Origin of the sequence: Ruminococcus sp. (genome assembly GCF_017549005.1) — a bacterium.
Taxonomy (GTDB): domain Bacteria; phylum Bacillota; class Clostridia; order Oscillospirales; family Ruminococcaceae; genus Ruminococcus.
In genome coordinates this window covers 129,722-147,972 of the sequence record NZ_JAFYYT010000002.1, presented here as the reverse complement: position 1 = coordinate 147,972, position 18,251 = coordinate 129,722, and the positions used below count along the sequence as shown (strand labels likewise).

Genomic DNA, 18,251 nt, shown 5'->3' with positions numbered 1-18,251 from the left:
CTTTATTACGGAGCGCAGCATTTTCCTGAGCCAATGAGATATCATTATTTACTGTATTCTGCTCAGACATACTGCACACCGACCTTCGTTTTATGATATATATATTATACCATAAAACTGCCGAAAAATCAAGAAATATCGTAGAATTTTCTTAATACAATATGCTCGGTTTCCCTTCACGGATTGCTTTGTTTTAGATCCGGATTCATTTGATTATTCAAAAGTTGATTTTAATGATTATATGTGGTTTAATTTGGTATACTCTGAAAAATATCAGAAATATTTTGTTGAACACAAAAATGAGATATTGTCTGATAAGTTAAAACGCGTATTTGAACTCGGTATTGAGAATCGTGAACAGCAAAAAATTGTTTATGGAATTCTACTTAATAATGAGGAATTAATAAAATTTTGAGTATGAGATGATTATAAGTTGATGATAGTTTATAAAAATAACTAATACATTATGATACACAGCTATATAAGTGTGAATCATGATAGATCAAAAGAAAACGCAACAACCAAAAGAATTCGTAGTATAGCAAAAGAAATCGCGAGGTACCAAAAGAATACGCCCTCATGGTTGTATCAAAATTGGCGTACTTTGGCATATCGGAACCCTTATTTTAATACAAAATAAGGGTTATTTTTTATGCCCGTAAAAGCCGTAAATATAGGGGAATATGGCTATATGCCGTTTTCTTTTGACTGTGCAATGGCTGTTTATGATGGCGGAATTAATATGAAATTTGCTGTATTTCTTCGTTCAGATAATAGCGCATTTAAAAGCCTGAATCCGTGTGGGGGTTAGCCCATTTCAGGCAATCAGTCTCACGGATTCAGGATATAATTATCTTATCTGTAAAATTTTCTGTTCATCTTTCCGTTGTAGGTTCTTGCAACCTCATCAACCTCTTCAATCTTATTAGGAGTTTTGTAAGGCTCAAGGCTGTGTGAAAGCTGACGGCGGATTTCGTATGCATCCATAGTGCCCTTTTCTTTCATTACAACAAGAAGTTTAAGTGAATTGCCGTAAAGCTCATTTTTTTCTGCGATACAGATACAATCCTTTATTCCTTCAATGCGGATAGCGGCTGACTCGACCTCCTCCGGCGCAACCTTAAGTCCGCCTGTGTTGATAACATCATCAGCACGTCCTCTTACAAATACAAAGCCGTTTTCATCAACATAGCCGAAATCATTTGTATAGACTATTCCGTCTTCAAGAATTTCAGCTGTAAGCTCAGGCTCGTTGTAATAGCCTTTCATTACTGAATTGCTTCTGAATGCAAGTTTGCCCATGTTTTCCTTAGATGATTTTATTGGCTTACGCTCATCATCTACAACAATTGCTTCATTATTCGGCAAAAGCTGTCCTATGCAGTATTCAAGACCTTTATGCTTATTGAAAACAAGATTTGAGAGAATACCTGCCTCAGATGAACCGTATGCGTTGTGAAAATTAGTATTCGGGAGCAATTTCATTGAAAGCTCCTTATCATGCTCAAGCAATGGTGCTGTACCGAGCTTGATGTCACCTATTTTGTCAGCATATTTTGCGAATTCATCAGGTACCATAGTTATAAGGATTCTGAGATTTGCGGGAACAAGTGAAAGGACCAATTTTTCACACGGATAGTCAAGTGCCTTGAAGTATGCCTTTAAATCAGCCATTCCACGAAGGATATAAACTGTTCCTCCGCTGCGGAGCATTCCTCCTGTTTCCCATATTCCCTTTGCGTGATTAAGCGGAGTAGGAGTAATAAACACACCATGCTCAGCGTAGTACTTCATATCAAGGAAATCAGCGATTTTTTGTTCAGATGCACCCATTGCTTTGAATGAAATTTCAACACCCTTTGATGCGCCTGTTGTACCTGTTGTAAACATGATGATCTGTGTGTCATTTTCAGACGGAAATTCAAGACCGCTCAGATCATCTGCAAGCGAGCTGCTTTTTGAACGAATTTCCTGCATTGAGAAATATTTCAGATTATCAGGTAAATCATTTATGGCAATTCTTTCGGAAATAACAGCAACTGTTTTCAATTTTAAGGCAACTTGTACTGTTGAGCTTGATGGCATATTTTGTTCAAGAGCACATGGAACAGCGCCTGCAAGCTGTAATCCGTAGTAGCAGATTAAATAACTCGAACTCTGTGCAGCTTTTATGGCGACCAAATCCCCCTTATTTATGCCGTTTTCTCTGAAAAAATGAGCTGCTCTGCAGATTTCTTTCCAGAATTCTGAATATGTAAGCTGTTCTTTATTTGATATAACAGCAATTCGATTGGATTTTGTAGCTGCGTAACCAGAAATTACGCTAAGAATGGTATTATTCATTTTAACTCCTTTATAGATTTTTGTGTTGATCAAACTATACAATTATATAATACAGGAAACACAAAAGCAATCAATGTATTAAAAATTATAACACAAATTCTTCTCATTCTTTATATTCTTAAATTCTTTATTAGATAAATGCGTAGTCATCAAATATAACGATAAATCAATCTGCTGTAACCTCAATCATATAATTTATATGTTTGTATTATTGTAATAGAATACTATTAAAACCAGCAACTGAATAAAAGCAGTGATATCATCATTTTCTGAGATAATTTTTCTTTTATCGTCAGCTTGTTAATATAATAATCATATTCTATTCTACATTACAAGTGAATCAAGATTAAGTAGCATATAAGTATATTACCACATAATTGACTGACATGTCAAGTACAACATATTGTTTTATTATCCAACCAATATGGTAAACTGAATATCATACTCAGTTTTATAGAGAGTCCTAATGTAAGTTAAAGAGTCGGGAGAAAAAATAGTCCTTTTTAATTACGTAAGAATTGAGATAAAAAGTGTTATTGCATTGATTGCTTTGAAAAATATTTTAATCATATTGTTGATACCCCGATTAATGAAATGGAAGGATGTTATGAACTTCATGGCAAACTGGAAAATGGCGAATTACTGTATGACTTGCCACATTCGTTTGAGATAATAGATCTTACTGATTATGATTTGGTAAGTCCTGATGTCTTTCAAAAGATAATTTATGGTTGAAAACATGACAATATAAATGATGTATTGAATATGAAGAAAGCTCCCTGTGTTCTAAGCACAGGGAGCGACTTATAATATGAGATTTCTATTGATTTTAAGTCGTTTTTATGGTATACTTAGTATATAATAAATGAAATAACAAGCAGCGTGGTGATAAAATAAACGAATTGTCTAAATATCTGTGTTTACTCCTTAGACATCAGCCTGAGAAAGCAGAGCTTGATATGGATAAACACGGATGGGTATCAGTAGAACAGCTTATTGACGGCGTTAACCGCCACAAAAGCTATAAGCTTGATCGTGAATTGCTTGAACAGATAGTAGCCGAAGACAACAAGGGACGATACAGATTTGACGAGAATCATGAAAAGATTAAGTGCTGTCAGGGACACTCTGTTCCCTGGGTTGAGCCAGAACTTGAATACTGCGAACCGCCTGAGTTCCTGTATCACGGAACTACTAAAAAGGCTCTCGAAGCCATTGTAGAAAGCGGAGCAATAAAAAAGATGCAGCGACACGCCGTACATATGCAGGCTGAGATAAGCAAAGCATGGCAGTCCGCAGAGCGCTGGCACAAGACTCCTGTTGTGCTGAAAATAGCAGCTGCGGAGATGTACAAGAACGGATACAGGTTCGGAGTTACCGAGAACGAGGTCTGGTGTACTGAGGAAGTACCAGTGATGTTTATCTGTGATAAGATATATAACAAGCTACAGAGGTGAAAAAATGAGCGTAGATATACTTGTATTTGATAAAAGCAAAGCTCCGACAGAGCCGATGGAGTTCCTGAAATGGTTCTATAAAAAGAGCGAATGGGCTTCAGACAGAGACTATAACGACATCAAAGGGACATCACAGCCTCTCGTTGATTTCTTTATGGAGCTTGTTAAGGAGTATCCCTCAATGAACGGAGAGTATGCTCCTGATGATGAAGAATTTGAAAACGATCCCGAGCTTGAAAGCAAGCTGATAGACTACACCATAGATGATGACCTGATTTATATGGGAATCGCATATTCGGTATCGGACGAAGCTTTTGATAAGATCGAAGAATTAGCCTATAAGTACGGACTCGGCTACTATGATATGTTCAATGTTCATCTTGACAGAGAAACGGTAATAAAAATACCGCAGATAAGCCGTGATGAACTGAATAACCCTGGCACCAAAAAGAATAAGGGCTTTTTATCAAAGCTTTTTGGCAGAAAAGGATAAAGGTTATGAAAAACAAAAAACAAGGCAATAACTGGACAGCTTACTATGATAATGATACGAAACGATACTTTGCTGAAATAATGTACACCAGCCGTGAGGGGCGTGAGCAGTATGACTATGAGATTACTCAGGATATTTACGCCCGTCTCGGTACATTCAGCGATGATGTCGACAATGAGAGGCTTATCAAAACAGGCAAGAGCGTATATTCTTTTGAGAACACGATGTATGGCACTCTCGGCCCTGAGAGAACGGTCTGGGATGAAGAAGCTAATGAAACAATGAATAAATGCGTAAAGAAAAACAATGACTGATAAAGCTTATTTTCATCTTCCGGGGCTGTTTGAGTTCTATGACCTGTACAGTGCGTTCCTGCCGCTGTACCGTGAGCATCGGGAATACTTCTACGAATGGTGCGAAATAGCATCTGTCTATGGTGCTCCGGCAGACTGTATCTGGGGCGGCGGACGTGTCGGATCCGGCGAATGTGAAGCTGAAGATGTGCTCGCACTGATGAATGAATACGATATTTCTTCAAGGCTCACTTTCAGCAATTCGCTTTTAAAACCCGAACATCTCACCGACAGGAAATGCAATGCCCTGTGTGAGCTTTTCGCAGGAAGCAAAGGTGTACAGAACGGTGTTATAATCCACTCGGATCTGCTGCTTGAACATATTAAAAATAATTATCCCGACCTTTATTTCGTTTCCTCGACTACAAAGGTTCAGACTGATTTCGATCAGTTTTTAAAGGAAACGGAGCGGAGTGATTTTAAATATGTTGTTCCTGATTTCAGGCTGAATAAGCTGTACGATAAACTTGATACACTCTCGCAGGTCAAGAAAGATAAAGTCGAATTTCTGTGCAATGAATGCTGTTCGTTTTACTGTAAAGACAGAAAAGCTTGCTACGAAAATGTAAGCCGGAAGAATCTCGGAGAAAAGTGTCCCGAGCATATCTGTACCGCACCTGATGCCAAGGAAGGATACCGTTTTTCAAAGGCAATGAAAAATCCCGGATTTATCAGTACAGATGACATAATCAGCACATATCTGCCCCTCGGTTTTTCCAATTTCAAAATAGAAGGCAGAGGACTCGGAAGTGCTGTCAATCTTGAATTTCTGCTTTATTATCTCACAAAGCCGGAATATCAGCTTAATGTCCGTGAAGAGATCTACCTTGACAGCATGCTGGATTTATTCTGAATATCATATTATGACAACAAAAAGGAAGGTATAATGAAAGAAAGAATAGAATTAATAAAGAGTTTAACTGAGCCTTTTATGAAGTCAATTTTATATCCTCCTGCTAATGAGAAAGAAATATCAGATTTTGAGAAAAGCAATGACATCATTATTCCCAAATCATACAAAGAATTTTTGATGCTGACAAATGGCGCGATATTATTTGGCGGTGATGCATTTTTATATGGAATCAGCGGAGAGGTAAAATATCATATAAATCATGATTTTACAGGTGGGCAAGTTCCAAAACAATTATTAATATTATGTTATTACCGTGACAGGCATATATGTTATGATTATCGTGATGAATTTTTTGTTTTTTACAGAGAAGGAGAATATGAACATATTAAAGAAGAGTGTATGATTTTTAATATTTTTTGTGAAGTATTGGATTATATGATTGATATTGCTATAAATTAAATCGGATATTGTATGGGCAATTGTAAATGCTTTTTAGGTTTGTTAAAATTGGAATAAAGAGGTAACGTTAATGAGAATTGATAACGAAATATTAAGTATTATTAATGAAATTCCATGGTTTGAGAAATGTGGGAACCGAACAGAGATATCATTGAACTATAAATATAAGTTTGTTACTGAAAAAGAAATGATAAAATCTCTTTCGGGGATTAAATGGGAAAATTTAGAAATTGATGAATTTAATAAACTATATGATTGGTTTAGAACAAGTTCGATTTGTATGGATTGGAATCGTTCAGTTGACGAAATTAAAAAAGAAGAAATGCCGAAGTTTGATTTATTAGTTAAGGATAAAATAAAAAAAGTATTTGTAAATGAACAGAAACTGGTTTTGGACAGTTTTCATTATGAATTATTAATGATAATTATGAAACTTACAATTAGTAACCGTTTTTCGTCAGATGATGAACCACATTTTTATAATGAACTACTTGAAATTTACAAAGCGGGGCATTTCCCTTGTGGATGGAGAGGTCCTTTTCCTGAAGGAACTATCTTGATTTATTAATGCTTTACACGTCACAAAGATGAAGCAGATTAAAGTAAACAAGATGCAGCATCGGTTAGCATATAAACAACAGGTTAAGTATAAAGGAAAGAGCTGAAATACTGTGAATGTCATATTTTTGTATTTGATGATAATACCGGCGAGGTTGTAAATATAAGTTCAATAGCATAATAATCAAAGACGACTCTGAGTGAATGAGCCGTCTTTTTTCATGTTTCACAGGTACTTCGGGAAGATCCGGGCGTCGGTATTATATGGTCATCTATCTCGACATTATGCTGGATCTGTTCTGAATAATGTGTAAAATCATTCTATGATAAGGGGATTATATCAATATGGGCTGCCATTCATTTTATGTAAAGCTTAGGCATAATACCTTGAAACTTTCACGATAGCATGATATAATGAAGAAAAAGCTGACAAGTGATGTCAGAATGGTAGTGTTCGGAATTAAAAAGACAAGTATCATATTCAGAAGAAGATTATGAAATGAATATGCGTGTTATTTCTCTTGTGACCGATCCTGACAACCTTTTTGGAGCTGAAAAGGGCATATACGTCAAAGGAAACAATTACGATAATGAAATGGATGCACCAAATTATTTCAATCAAGGCAAGGAATGGGAGCGCCCTGTAAATATGACGATATTTGAGAAGGGCAAGGCTGAGTACAGCGCTGATATAGGTATTCGTATACGCGGAGCTGCGTCACGAATGAAATCGCAAAAGAGCTTTAATCTTTACGCAAGAAGTAAATACGGTCCAAGAAAGATAGAGTATGATTTCTTCGACGGAAAGCTGAAAAATACAAAAGGAAAGGTCATTGACAAATTTGACTGCATTACCCTACGCAACGGTGGAAATGATGTAAAGACAAAGATAAGGGACAGATTAAATCAGGAACTGGCGGCAGACAGAAGCTTCGGAACACAGGCACAGACCGAGTGCGTTGTGTTTATCGACGGTGAATTCTGGGGACTTTATAATATAAACGAAAAGCTCAGTGAGGAATATGTTTCAGATCATTATAAGGTCAAAAAGAAAGATGTGTTTTTTGTAAAAAGCGATACCGCTGCTACAAATGAGATCACATCGCTTTATAATGCAATTGACGATGCTGTATTCTGTACTGACGGTGAAGAAGCGTATGACGAAGTCGCAGGTTTAGTTGATATGCAAAGCTTTGCCGACTATATGGCGGTAGAGATAATCTGTGCAAACTGTGATTCAGGCGCTAATAATCTGGGATTCTGGAAAACCAGAAACATTGACAGCACAAATCCGTATGCGGACGGTAAAGTGCGCTTTCTTATGTATGATACCGAGGCAGGGCAGGGACTGTATAATGTAAGCGCCAAAGAAGACAACGTTTTTATACCAAAGAGCCTGTCAATGGAATGGAGCTACAGCGTACTTTTTGAATTGCTGAATAAAAGCGAAAGATTCCGTGAGCAGTTTGTGCGTACATATTTTGACCTCTGCAATGAAAACTTCAGAGCTGATAATGTACTGCGCCGACTTGACGAATTGCAGTCTGCATATATGGCTCCCATGGCTGAGACTTTTGAACGCTTTACATACAAAAGCTATGCGTCAGGCAAGCAGGTTGAGCTGACCTCTGCGGAAGGCTTTGTTTATGAGGTAAAAAAACTGCGCGATTTCTGGGCAGAACGTGACTACTGGGCAAAACAGCACCTTATAGAATTTCTCGGGGATAAGATAGGCAGCGGATCCTACAATGTCACCCTTGACAATAATGCGGATCAGGGAAGTATAGTGTTCAATACCCTTGAACTTGACTGTGCTGACGGTAAATGGCAGGGAAACTATCCTCAGGGATTGCCTGTAAAACTTGCGGCTGTGCCTGGAGCGGGATATAAATTTGTGCGCTGGGATATAAATGGTGCGGAGTTTTCATCAGGTGACGAAACGAGTCCGGAAACTGTACTTGTTCCGAATGAGAAGAATGTAACGATAAAGGCTGTATATACAGTGGACGATCAGTATTTACTCGGTGACGTCAATGGTGATAAAATGATAGATTCTGTTGACGCATCTTCTGTTCTTGCTTATTATGCGCGTATATCCACAGATCAGGACGGCGGTTACAACCAACAGCAGAAAAAGGCAGCCGATGTGAATAATGACGGTGCAATAAACGCCGTTGACGCTTCAAGTATCCTTTCATACTATGCCTATACTTCAACAAGTCAGGCAAAGCTAAGCCTTGAAGAATACCTTGAAACAAAATAGTCCTGATAGATTCAGGAAGACGTAATATGAACAGGATAATGAGATCATTGAAAAATATCAACGGAAGAATGTTTCTCGCTTTGCTTGTAATGGGACTATGTCCGACGTTGTACACTACATTGCGGACTTTTTTCCTTGGTCAACTGCCGGAAGAATGGTCGTTTTCCATAGCGGGACAGCTGTCATGGGTGAATCTGCTGTAATGTCAGGCTATTTTTGCCATGTAGGGCAAAACAAACTGACATTGATATAATAAGTTTTGGAAAAGTATGTTACACTTCGGCACCTCGCAGCAAGTGTATATTATGAAAGCACTCAAGTCGACAGGCTCTTGAACAAAAACAAAAGGGGTGGTCCCATGACAGACAACGAATACAGAAAAATGTATGAAAAAGATCCTACAGCTGCTCAAACTGCGCTTTTTGACGAATACCTGAACTATGTTTACGCCATAGTCTACAATAAGCTCAGAAGCTGCGGCAGCCGCGAGGATATGGAAGAATGCGTCGGAGATGCCTTTTCCGCAGTCTTTAAAAGCTATGACCGCAGCGGCAGCTTCAACGGCGAGATCAAAGGCTTTATCGGCACAGTTGCAAAACGTGCGGCTATACAGATGTACCGGAAGCTGGTACGTCGTCCGGATACCGTGTACATCGACGAGGAAACGTCAGAAATCGCTGACAGTGAACGGATCGAGGAAAATACCGAACGTAATGCGATGAAAGAAACTCTGCTCAGACTGATAAAAAGTCTCGGCGAACCCGATTCGGACATAATCATACAAAAGTTCTATTACAATATGAATTCAAGCGAGATCGCAGACAAGCATTCAATGTCCCCTGCTTCGGTCAGAATGAGGTGCAGCAGAGCTTTGAAAAAGCTCAGGGAGCTCCTTGCCGGTGAGGGTTATGATATGAAGGAGGGAAATATATGAAAGGCAACAAGGATTTAAGCTTCGACGTCCTCGAAGATTCGGATATAAACACAATTGAAAAAATCGGGACCGAAAAAATGAATATCGATAAGAATGCCAGAAACAGAATGCTGAAGATAACCATGCGTAAGTATGAGGCAGAAAAACCAGATTCAGCCGCTAAGGAATACCCGGACGACGAAGCTGCGGATTCCGTTACAGGTGTTGAGCTCTATGAGCGCAAAAGGATACCGCATATCATATATACCGTTCTTTGCACGGCAGCTGCTCTTACTATAGCAGTCGGCAGCATATATCTGCTGAAAAAGGAAAATCATATCGTTGTAAATGATACTCCCCTGACTACAGAGACCACAACTACTGAAGCATCAACTGTTACAAGCATTGTTTCTGCAGCTTCTGCCATATCAACTTCTTCCGTGTCAGCTTCTTCTGCAGTTTCAACCGTTTCAGCTGATTCAACTGATACGACGGCAGCAACATCAACAGCTGCCACAACTACAACAGCTCCGCAGACAAACGGACCTGAACCTGTTATATATAATAATCCGCGTACAGACCGCAAGGATATCCCTCAGGAGGAGCTTGACGCAGCAGCTGTAAGAGCAATTGAAGAACTGATGCGTGAGAATAAAGAATTCTGGGAGCAGAGTCCTTCCATTGAATTGACAATTCAGTATACTTTCCATGACGTTAACGGTGATTCCGTACCCGAACTGTTTATCCGTCACTCCTTTGTTCTCGAAACGTGCCATATGTACGTATTTGACGGAAAGGACTATATACCAGCTCGCTTCTTCGGACATGACATTGACGGAAATGAGAAAGTACAGAAAGTCGAACTTGAAACTGTTGACGTATTCACAGAAAGCAATACTATAGGTATGTTCGGTCATCAGGGCGGAAGTCAATCGTTTATCCTGTACATGGCTCCCGATAATACTATAACTTCATTGCATGAATACACATGGAACGGATACTATACGAACGGCAGATTAACAGCTGAATACTCAGATGACAGCAATACGGATAAGAAATGGGATAAATGGCGTGAATTCTGCGAAACTTACAACTCCTATGAACATATTGAGCTGAACTGGACAGAATATACTGTCACAGACCGCGCTGAATAGGCTCTATGAAATAATCCCGGCAGATTCATGAAGCGTGATGAAAGCATAAAACCGGAGCGACTAAAAAAGCCGCTCCGGTTTTTTTTACAGTATACAACTGTTTTCAAGTCCGCACAAAACGGTATATCTTTATCACAGAAATTCGACCTTGCCGCTTTCAAGGTGATAGATAGCTCCGAGCACTTTCAATCCGTATTCTTCCTCGTCCTTCTGTATCTGCAGGCTGTGTTCGATAATATCGCAGCTGTGCCTTACATTAAGGCAGCAGGCACGTACCTCGTCCTTCTCATCACCGATAGCTTTCACTATCTCGTCAGTGATGTACCTGATATACCCGTCAGGCTCGTGGTTCATAGCGGCGTCTACTGCTCCGCAGTGGTCATGTCCGAGTACCACGATAAGTCCTGTGCCGAGGTGCTCTGCGGCGTATTCTATGCTTCCGAGCTGATGTGAGTCGATAACATTGCCCGCAACTCTGATAACGAAAAGGTCGCCAATGCCCGCCGAGAATATCAGTTCAGGAACCACTCTTGAATCCGAACAGGTGATAATAATAGCATATGGCTGCTGACCGCTGCGGCTGAACCTGAGGAGAGTATCGGGAGAAACATCGCTTTTCAGCTCATCAGACCCGATATATCTCTGATTGCCGTTGATGAGACGTTTTTTTGCTTCTTCGGCAGTTATTCTGTATGACTGCATAGCTGTTACCTCACTTTGAAAATAGTTTTATCGTTCTGAAGACCTGTTCCGCTGTATCAGCAAGATTGCGGTAAGCATTGGAGCTGTCCATAGCCTGCTCAAGTGTTGAGACTGCCCTTAGTATCGGGAAATATGCGTCTATGCCGTTCTGATTGCATAATTCTGCTCCGTTTCTGACTGCTCCGCTGAACGCGATAACGGGCTTGTCATATTTCTTAGCTATCCTTGCAATTCCGACAGGAGCTTTTCCCATAGCGGTCTGACTGTCGAGACATCCCTCCCCTGTGACGACTATATCTGCGTCCTTTATAGCAGCTTCAAGCTTTGTTTCACGGATTATCAGGTCAATGCCCGGTTCAAACCCGGCATCGAGATAATACATCAGCGCAAATCCAAGACCGCCTGCTGCACCTGCGCCGCTTGTATCGGGAGAAGCTGCCGGATTATAGTTTTTGGTGAGTTCGGCATAGTTTTGCATGGCTATGTCCATAATTGCTATAGATGTAGCGCAGGCAGATTTCTGAGGTCCGAACACCATACTGCACCCGTTTTCACCGCAGAGAGGATTTGTAACGTCGCAGGCGACCCTGAAGCTGCACTCCTTCAGTTCGGGTATAACATTCCTGTCAGTTATTTCCGCAAGCTGCGAAAGACCTCTTGCACCGAATCCGACCTGCTGACCATTACTGTCAAGCATACCGAAACCGAGAGCCTGCAAAAAGCCGATACCGCCGTCATTTGTTGCGCTGCCGCCGATACCGATAATGAAATTGCGGCAGCCGCGGTTTATGGCGTCAAGTATGAGTTCACCTGTGCCATAGGTTGTTGTGTACATTGGAGCGTCTGCAAAAGGGGCGATCAGAGTAATTCCCGAAGCCGCAGCCATTTCAATCACTGCAGTATTGTCGGGAAGAATGCCGTAACTTGCGGTTATTTTTTTGCCGAGAGGATCGGAGACCTCCGCTTTGCATGATCGCCCGTTCAGCCCCTTAACAAGAGCTTCAACAGTTCCCTCTCCGCCGTCGGCAACAGGCTTGATGACCGTTTCTGCGTCACGAATGGCCCGTCGTATCCCATCTGCCACAGCATTCCCTGCTTCGACGGAAGAAATGCTGCCTTTGAATGAATCCATAGCGATAACTGCTTTCATTTTTGCTCCTCCGATATTTTTATGCTATTATAGCATTTTCAAATGCACTAATTTACGATTCTGTCATTCCCCTGCTGATCAAAAGCTGTCAGCAAGCCCGGTTTTATTGTTTATTACGTCTTCGGCAAGAATTTTACCTGCTTTCTCAGGTTCTTCAAACAAAGGACTGTGCGCCGAATCTTCAAACGTGTAAAATCCTTTTATATCAGCCTGAACAAGCTGGAAATACTCTTTCTGCAGCTCATAATCTGTAGTCATATCATATTTGCCTGCCAATACGTAAAACGGTATGTCAAGCTGTTTTGTCACATCGGCTGCTTTAAAATTCCCCGATGAAACCTCAGCTTTTGATACAAAGGACTTGCCGCGCCATATGTTCAGTCTTTCCTTCTGAGTAAAATCCGTCATTTTCAGTGTAGGGAAAAATATTCCCGTAATCACAGAGTCCATGTTATGAAGAGTTCCGACTCCGTTTTCGTGCATAGCTTTATCACGGGTCTTTGCAAAATATAAGTGCATTTTCTCACACGACATATCAGGTTCAACGCTCTCGTCGCTGAACATATCATAATACTGCTCCATTTCGGAAACCATTTTTTTATTGCCGTCTTTTTTGTACTGTTCAAGCATATAGTGATAAGCCTTTCTCTCAGACCTGACTTTATCAACACTCATGCTCATAGCTATGTAAGCCTTGTATTTTTCAGGATATTCCGCAGCCAGCTTCAAGGCGATAGTAGTGCCGAAGGAGTGTCCCATAAGGTATATCTTTTCCTGACCGAAACGTTCCCTGAGGTAGTCGGTCACTCCGACCGCGTCAAGCTTCATCTGCTCTGAGGTCAAAGTTTCAGGCGGCAGATCAGGATCATAAGACAATGCAGTGCCTCTGTAGCATAAATAGCACACATTGAAATACTCGTCAATACCTGTCGGATATTCGTACTCCATCCAGTATTCGGGTATGCCCGGACCTCCGCCCATAAACAGCAAGACCGGGTTATCCGCTTTTGCTCCTTTTATAACCATTCCGAGTTTAGTCCCGTTCACATCAAGGAATGTTTTTTCGCATACCTCGGCATGATTTTTATTTGTTATCCTTCCCCTGCTTGGCGGAAATACGGCAAGCATAAGAATGAATAGTATCACAGCGATTACAGCAGTTATTATCATTGTTTTCTTTCCGATTCTTTTCAGTTTATTATTCATAGCATTTTTATCCCGTTTTTATGACCATTATTTATTCAACGGAGCTGTATTCTTATGATCGCTGCCTTTTCTAAGTCTGTTGAAAATAAAGTTATACAGCTTTATTATACTTCCGACCAGAATCGCAGCAATGATACTGCCCTCGCGTACTCCTTTAAGCTCTCCCATGAAGATCAGGCATATGACAGCTGCGGCAGCGATGTAAAGGATATCGAAGAATATCTTTACATTCTCATATTTGAACCCGCTGACCCTGCTGACGGCACGATTCATTGCTTCTCCCGGCAGCATTGCAACTGCCCCCCTGAACTGTACCCATATCCCGAACGCGAGTACCGCACAGCCGAGGAGCATAAAAGCAAACCTTGCAGCATACGCTGTTACGCTTATATCCCTTATGAGCCAAACAGAAAAGTTTGTAAGATAACCGTATACGAATGCAAGCACTGTCTGGACTGCTATCTCGATGTAATCGCACTTGCCTTTCATAACGATGATCTGTACTGCGATCTGTATCACGCTGAGCATATTCAGCCAGCCTCCGAAAGACAGCATATCACTTACAAGCGAAACAGAATACGGTACAGAAGCAACAGGCGATGTCCCAAGTCCTGCTTTTGTCGAGAACGCTACGCCCATTGATGCGATAAAAAGTCCCGAAAGAAACAGCAGATACCTGCCTATAAGCTCAGAAGCCGATCTTTTTTCCTTTGCCATACTCATTACTACTCCATTCCTTATTCAGACAGACCTGCCTTTATTGTCAGAAATACGCCCGATAACACTTGTTAGCAGTATAAGTGAAACTCCCATCATTACCGCCTCTGTGACAGGCTGAGCCCACAGCATACCGTCAAAGCCGAAAATGCCGTTCAAAAGCAGAAGCAGCGGTATATACAGGATAAGCTGACGTATAAGTGTTATTCCGAAAGCATACTGCGGTTTTCCCATTGCCTGAAACGACATACGGCACATTGATACCGTTCCGACGAACGGAAGAATAAACATCAGCCGGCGCATAACGTGAGAACCGATTCTTATCACCTCTTCGGAATCAGTGAAAATGTCTGTCAGCTGCGGTGCAGATACGCAATATATCAGCATTAGAACGAGCTCTGTCCCCGTTACCGTAATAACTCCTGCTTTCAGCACCTTACGCATTCTGTCCGCATTCCGCGCACCGTAATTATATCCCATGACAGGCTGCGTACCCGACGCAAAGCCCTGATAGACATAGTTTCCGAGAGACAGTAACTTCTGAGCTATGCCCATAGCCGTTACTGTAAGTTCGCTGTAATTCACGGCAAGGTTATTATTTACCGTATAAGCCGCCGAAGTCAGGAGAGTTTCCAAAGACGCAGGTACTCCGATCCAGTATATCTCCGAAAGGATCTCCTTTGTCGGCTTTATCAGCCTGACAGACGGACGAAGCAGAGTTTTTCCGCGCAGGTAATACAGGAGCGATACTCCGAAGCCTGCCGCATTACTGATGACAGTAGCAACAGCAGCTCCGCGTATCTGCATATCCAGCGTAAAAATAAACAGCGGATCAAGGGCGATATTCATAAGCGTCCCGACTATCATTCCCGTCATTGAATACCGGACAGAGCCCTCGCTTCTCAGCAGAGCCCCTGTTGTATAGCTTCCCATAGTGAAGAAGCTGCCTGCCAGTATGACCTGAACGTACTGCCTTGTATACAGAAAGGTGTTGTCCTTTGCTCCGAGAAGCCGTACCAAAGCAGGCAGAAAGCCAAGTCCGATGCACATAACGATCATGCTGTTTATAAACGTCAGCAGAAAGGCGGCGGTCAGTGTATGCGCCGCCTTTTCCTTTTCATTTGCTCCGAGACAGCGGGCGATAAACGAAGAAGCTCCCGTGCCTATCATATTTGATATTGCAACAGTGACCATCATAACAGGATAAGCAAGATTCACCGCTGCCATCTGATAGTCATCTTTTGTAAGCCCGATGAAGTACGTATCCACCAGATTGTAAAGAACCATGATGAACATACCGAATATCAGGGGTATGCTCATCTTTATGACTGCTTTGAAAGGAGCTTCCTGACTAAGCGTATAAATACGTCTGTCCTCTTTGTTTTCCATTATCTGCAACTGTCCTTTATATAAAACTTGTCTCTTCAAAAAAAGTGCGGATGTTTTCTCTGCCTATATATTATATCACAGCTTACATTTGAACGCAACAGCCCATACAGAAGAAAAAAGAGCGGCTTGGATAAGCCGCTCCGAAAATATTATTCTGATCTGTTATCAATATCTTTTGAATGGATTGTATCTGTCCAGTAAATCCTTGACTGTATCAGCGATAGACTTGATGTCCTTCACGCCTTCCTTAACAGTATTCTTTACGATATCAGGATCTGCGGTAAGGTAACCGGGAAGAAGTCTTCCGCCGTCGATACGTGCATATGAGATACCTGTATTATACGGGTCATATGTTGTTCCTGCGCCGCCTACGAGGTTATAGCAGCCCTCGAATACGTCGTATACGCCCCATGATGTATCTACGTTTCTTGTTGTCCACTTTACGCCTGCATATATTGTGCTGAGCTCAGAGCAGTCGTAGAACATACCGTCGATCATCATAACATTGCTCAGGTCAAACTTGCTCAGGTCAAGTACTTCAAGGCTCTGGCAGCCGCCGAACATATAAGAGATATCAAAAACATTTGATGTGCTGAAGCTGCTCAGGTCAACATATGAAAGTGAAGAACAACCTGAGAACATATAGCTCATGCTGCAAACATAGGTCGTATCGAAGCTGCTGAGGTCGAGTGATTCAAGATCAGCGCAGCCGCCGAACATATTGTTCATATAGCTTACATTTCTTGTATCAAAATTGCTGAGATCGATGGACTCAAACGAACAACCGCTGAACATACTGCCCATATCCCATACATTGCCTGTATCAAAGCTGCTGAGATCAAGTGATGCAAGGCTTACGCAGCCATCAAACATATTGTACATATAGTTTACATTTGATGTATCGAAGCTGCTGAGGTCAATATCAGTCAGCTTTTCGCAGCCGAAGAACATGAAAGACATATCATTGACTTTGCTTGTATTAAAATCGCCGAAGTCGATAGATACAAGGTTTTCACATCTGTTGAACAGACTGCTCATATTTACAACGATCGATGTAACAGCATTTTTCAGATCAACTGTTTCAAGATTTGTCATATCAATGAACAACTCTCCGCTGTATGCAGGAAGAATAGCTCCCTCATCGGCAACGATGTGAAGAACGTCTTCTTTATTGATTCCCTCGGGAAGAATGATTCCTTCAAAAGTATCGCTGTTCTTTACATAGCCCTTGAGGTGAAGAGTGCTTGTCTTCTTGTCGAAATAGCTGAGATCCTTTTTATCGCCAACAGCCGAGAGATATCCGGGAGCTGCTGCGCCGCCGTCTATACGTGCATACTCGGCACCGACAAAGTCAGGATCGTAAACTGTTCCGTTACCGCCGCTAAGGCAGATGCAGTCAAAAAACATACCCTCATCGGAATACTGCTCGCTGTCAACATTTTCAACAGACCACTTGTCGCTTACATAAATTGTTTCAAGGCGTCGGCTGCCTGCAAACATATCGTACATTTCTGTAACATTTGAAGTGTCAAAGCTTGTAAGATCAAGAGTGCTTGAATTTGTACAAATGAACATTCCAGACATATCAGTAACCTTGCTTGTGTCAAAGCCGCTGAGATCAGTATTGTTAAAGTTAGCGTAGCTGAACATGAATGCCATATCGGTTACATTGCTTGTATCAAAGCTGCTGAGATCAAGAGAAGAAATGAATGAGCAGCTGAACATTTCGCGCATATTTGTGACCTTGCTTGTATCAAAGCCGCTCAGGTCAAGCTCCTCCGTACCTAATCCCCAGAACATCATTGACATATCGGTAACATTTGAGGTGTCGGCATTTTTCAGGTCGATCGACCATACATAAGACAGATTTCCGAATAAGTTTCTGCAGTTCTCAGGGAATACGGTTCCTTCATCTGCTACGATACTCTCGATGTACCATCTGTCGATTCCCTCAGGTAATACAAGACCCGAACCGTCCTCAGCGTTGCGGATATAACCCTTAAGGTGGAGAGTTGCTGTCTCTTCATCATAATATGTCTCGTCCTTTTCCTCCTTTTCAGAAGCGACGAGAACAGGTGTTTCACCTTCTTCACTATCCGCTGTGATAGCAACGTCGTTTGTTTCTGCTGCTTTTGCAACAATTGCGTTAGTGTTTGACCATGCACTTGCTGAATTTACTGCCACGATTGCTAATGAAAGCGCAAATGCGGCAGTTTTTTTCCATTTGTTTGTCATAAATGG

Annotated in this window: 17 protein-coding genes; 10 read left to right on the top strand and 7 right to left on the bottom strand. The window is 41.3% G+C overall.

The window, feature by feature from the left end; translation table 11 throughout:
* Positions 1-855: 855 nt before the first annotated feature.
* Positions 856-2,343 (bottom strand): class I adenylate-forming enzyme family protein, encoded by a 1,488-nt coding sequence (locus tag IKW96_RS01385; protein WP_296569484.1) that lies wholly within the window; start codon positions 2,341-2,343, stop codon positions 856-858.
* Between the two features lie 902 nt (positions 2,344-3,245).
* On the opposite strand from IKW96_RS01385, the gene IKW96_RS01380 reads away from it, so the two are divergent.
* The 10 genes from IKW96_RS01380 (at position 3,246) to IKW96_RS01335 (ending at position 10,846) form a co-directional block, all read left to right on the top strand.
* Positions 3,246-3,800 carry an RNA 2'-phosphotransferase gene (locus IKW96_RS01380; protein WP_296569481.1) on the top strand — a complete coding sequence of 185 codons (555 nt, stop codon included), beginning with the start codon at positions 3,246-3,248 and terminating at the stop codon, positions 3,798-3,800.
* 4 nt (positions 3,801-3,804) lie between these two features.
* Complete coding sequence (locus IKW96_RS01375) at positions 3,805-4,293, top strand: hypothetical protein (protein WP_296569480.1); 489 nt, start codon at positions 3,805-3,807, stop codon at positions 4,291-4,293.
* 5 nt (positions 4,294-4,298) lie between these two features.
* On the top strand, positions 4,299-4,607 hold the full coding sequence (locus tag IKW96_RS01370) for a hypothetical protein (protein WP_072299442.1): 309 nt from the start codon (positions 4,299-4,301) through the stop codon (positions 4,605-4,607).
* Positions 4,600-5,499: a hypothetical protein gene (locus IKW96_RS01365; RefSeq protein WP_296569478.1), complete on the top strand. Its 900-nt coding sequence runs from the start codon at positions 4,600-4,602 to the stop codon at positions 5,497-5,499. Before IKW96_RS01370 ends, IKW96_RS01365 begins: the two co-directional genes overlap by 8 nt.
* 33 nt (positions 5,500-5,532) lie before the next feature.
* The gene (locus IKW96_RS01360; protein WP_296569476.1) at positions 5,533-5,958 is read left to right on the top strand and encodes an SMI1/KNR4 family protein; all 426 of its coding nucleotides are present in this window, start codon (positions 5,533-5,535) and stop codon (positions 5,956-5,958) included.
* Between the two features lie 70 nt (positions 5,959-6,028).
* The gene (locus IKW96_RS01355) at positions 6,029-6,526 is read left to right on the top strand and encodes a hypothetical protein (RefSeq protein ID WP_296569474.1); all 498 of its coding nucleotides are present in this window, start codon (positions 6,029-6,031) and stop codon (positions 6,524-6,526) included.
* A gap of 489 nt (positions 6,527-7,015) precedes the next feature.
* Positions 7,016-8,779, top strand: coding sequence for a CotH kinase family protein (locus IKW96_RS01350; RefSeq protein WP_296569472.1), 1,764 nt, complete (start codon positions 7,016-7,018; stop codon positions 8,777-8,779).
* A 26-nt stretch (positions 8,780-8,805) separates the two neighbouring features.
* Complete coding sequence (locus IKW96_RS01345; RefSeq protein ID WP_296569470.1) at positions 8,806-8,982, top strand: hypothetical protein; 177 nt, start codon at positions 8,806-8,808, stop codon at positions 8,980-8,982.
* Positions 8,983-9,137: 155 nt separating this feature from the next.
* Positions 9,138-9,713, top strand: a complete 576-nt coding sequence (locus tag IKW96_RS01340) for a sigma-70 family RNA polymerase sigma factor (protein ID WP_296569468.1) — start codon at positions 9,138-9,140, stop codon at positions 9,711-9,713.
* The gene (locus tag IKW96_RS01335; RefSeq protein ID WP_296569466.1) at positions 9,710-10,846 is read left to right on the top strand and encodes a hypothetical protein; all 1,137 of its coding nucleotides are present in this window, start codon (positions 9,710-9,712) and stop codon (positions 10,844-10,846) included. Before IKW96_RS01340 ends, IKW96_RS01335 begins: the two co-directional genes overlap by 4 nt.
* Before the next feature lie 132 nt (positions 10,847-10,978).
* Here the strand turns inward: IKW96_RS01335 and IKW96_RS01330 are convergent, their stop codons facing one another.
* From IKW96_RS01330 to IKW96_RS01305, 6 genes are all read right to left on the bottom strand, one after another.
* A complete protein-coding gene (locus IKW96_RS01330; RefSeq protein ID WP_296569464.1) occupies positions 10,979-11,548 on the bottom strand; it encodes a carbonic anhydrase in 570 nt (189 codons plus the stop codon).
* Positions 11,549-11,558: 10 nt separating this feature from the next.
* Complete coding sequence (locus IKW96_RS01325) at positions 11,559-12,698, bottom strand: glycerate kinase (protein ID WP_296569463.1); 1,140 nt, start codon at positions 12,696-12,698, stop codon at positions 11,559-11,561.
* A 78-nt stretch (positions 12,699-12,776) separates the two neighbouring features.
* Positions 12,777-13,904, bottom strand: a complete 1,128-nt coding sequence (locus IKW96_RS01320; RefSeq protein WP_296569461.1) for an alpha/beta hydrolase — start codon at positions 13,902-13,904, stop codon at positions 12,777-12,779.
* Between the two features lie 27 nt (positions 13,905-13,931).
* Entirely contained in the window at positions 13,932-14,621 is a 690-nt protein-coding gene (locus IKW96_RS01315; protein ID WP_296569458.1) for a DUF6198 family protein, read from the bottom strand.
* 24 nt (positions 14,622-14,645) lie between these two features.
* Positions 14,646-16,010: an MATE family efflux transporter gene (locus IKW96_RS01310; protein ID WP_296569456.1), complete on the bottom strand. Its 1,365-nt coding sequence runs from the start codon at positions 16,008-16,010 to the stop codon at positions 14,646-14,648.
* 165 nt (positions 16,011-16,175) lie between these two features.
* Entirely contained in the window at positions 16,176-18,245 is a 2,070-nt protein-coding gene (locus IKW96_RS01305) for a BspA family leucine-rich repeat surface protein (RefSeq protein WP_296569454.1), read from the bottom strand.
* Positions 18,246-18,251: the final 6 nt, after the last annotated feature.

Excerpts from the sequence above, each read along its gene's own strand:
- IKW96_RS01385 (WP_296569484.1), bottom strand. The coding sequence starts at position 2,343 with ATGAATAATACCATTCTTAGCGTAATTTCTGGTTACGCAGCTACAAAA.
- IKW96_RS01375 (WP_296569480.1), top strand. The coding sequence starts at position 3,805 with ATGAGCGTAGATATACTTGTATTTGATAAAAGCAAAGCTCCGACAGAG.
- IKW96_RS01370 (WP_072299442.1), top strand. The coding sequence starts at position 4,299 with ATGAAAAACAAAAAACAAGGCAATAACTGGACAGCTTACTATGATAAT.
- IKW96_RS01365 (WP_296569478.1), top strand. The coding sequence starts at position 4,600 with ATGACTGATAAAGCTTATTTTCATCTTCCGGGGCTGTTTGAGTTCTAT.
- IKW96_RS01360 (WP_296569476.1), top strand. The coding sequence starts at position 5,533 with ATGAAAGAAAGAATAGAATTAATAAAGAGTTTAACTGAGCCTTTTATG.
- IKW96_RS01355 (WP_296569474.1), top strand. The coding sequence starts at position 6,029 with ATGAGAATTGATAACGAAATATTAAGTATTATTAATGAAATTCCATGG.
- IKW96_RS01350 (WP_296569472.1), top strand. The coding sequence starts at position 7,016 with ATGAATATGCGTGTTATTTCTCTTGTGACCGATCCTGACAACCTTTTT.
- IKW96_RS01345 (WP_296569470.1), top strand. The coding sequence starts at position 8,806 with ATGAACAGGATAATGAGATCATTGAAAAATATCAACGGAAGAATGTTT.
- IKW96_RS01340 (WP_296569468.1), top strand. The coding sequence starts at position 9,138 with ATGACAGACAACGAATACAGAAAAATGTATGAAAAAGATCCTACAGCT.
- IKW96_RS01335 (WP_296569466.1), top strand. The coding sequence starts at position 9,710 with ATGAAAGGCAACAAGGATTTAAGCTTCGACGTCCTCGAAGATTCGGAT.
- IKW96_RS01330 (WP_296569464.1), bottom strand. The coding sequence starts at position 11,548 with ATGCAGTCATACAGAATAACTGCCGAAGAAGCAAAAAAACGTCTCATC.
- IKW96_RS01325 (WP_296569463.1), bottom strand. The coding sequence starts at position 12,698 with ATGAAAGCAGTTATCGCTATGGATTCATTCAAAGGCAGCATTTCTTCC.
- IKW96_RS01320 (WP_296569461.1), bottom strand. The coding sequence starts at position 13,904 with ATGAATAATAAACTGAAAAGAATCGGAAAGAAAACAATGATAATAACT.
- IKW96_RS01315 (WP_296569458.1), bottom strand. The coding sequence starts at position 14,621 with ATGGCAAAGGAAAAAAGATCGGCTTCTGAGCTTATAGGCAGGTATCTG.
- IKW96_RS01310 (WP_296569456.1), bottom strand. The coding sequence starts at position 16,010 with ATGGAAAACAAAGAGGACAGACGTATTTATACGCTTAGTCAGGAAGCT.
- IKW96_RS01305 (WP_296569454.1), bottom strand. The coding sequence starts at position 18,245 with ATGACAAACAAATGGAAAAAAACTGCCGCATTTGCGCTTTCATTAGCA.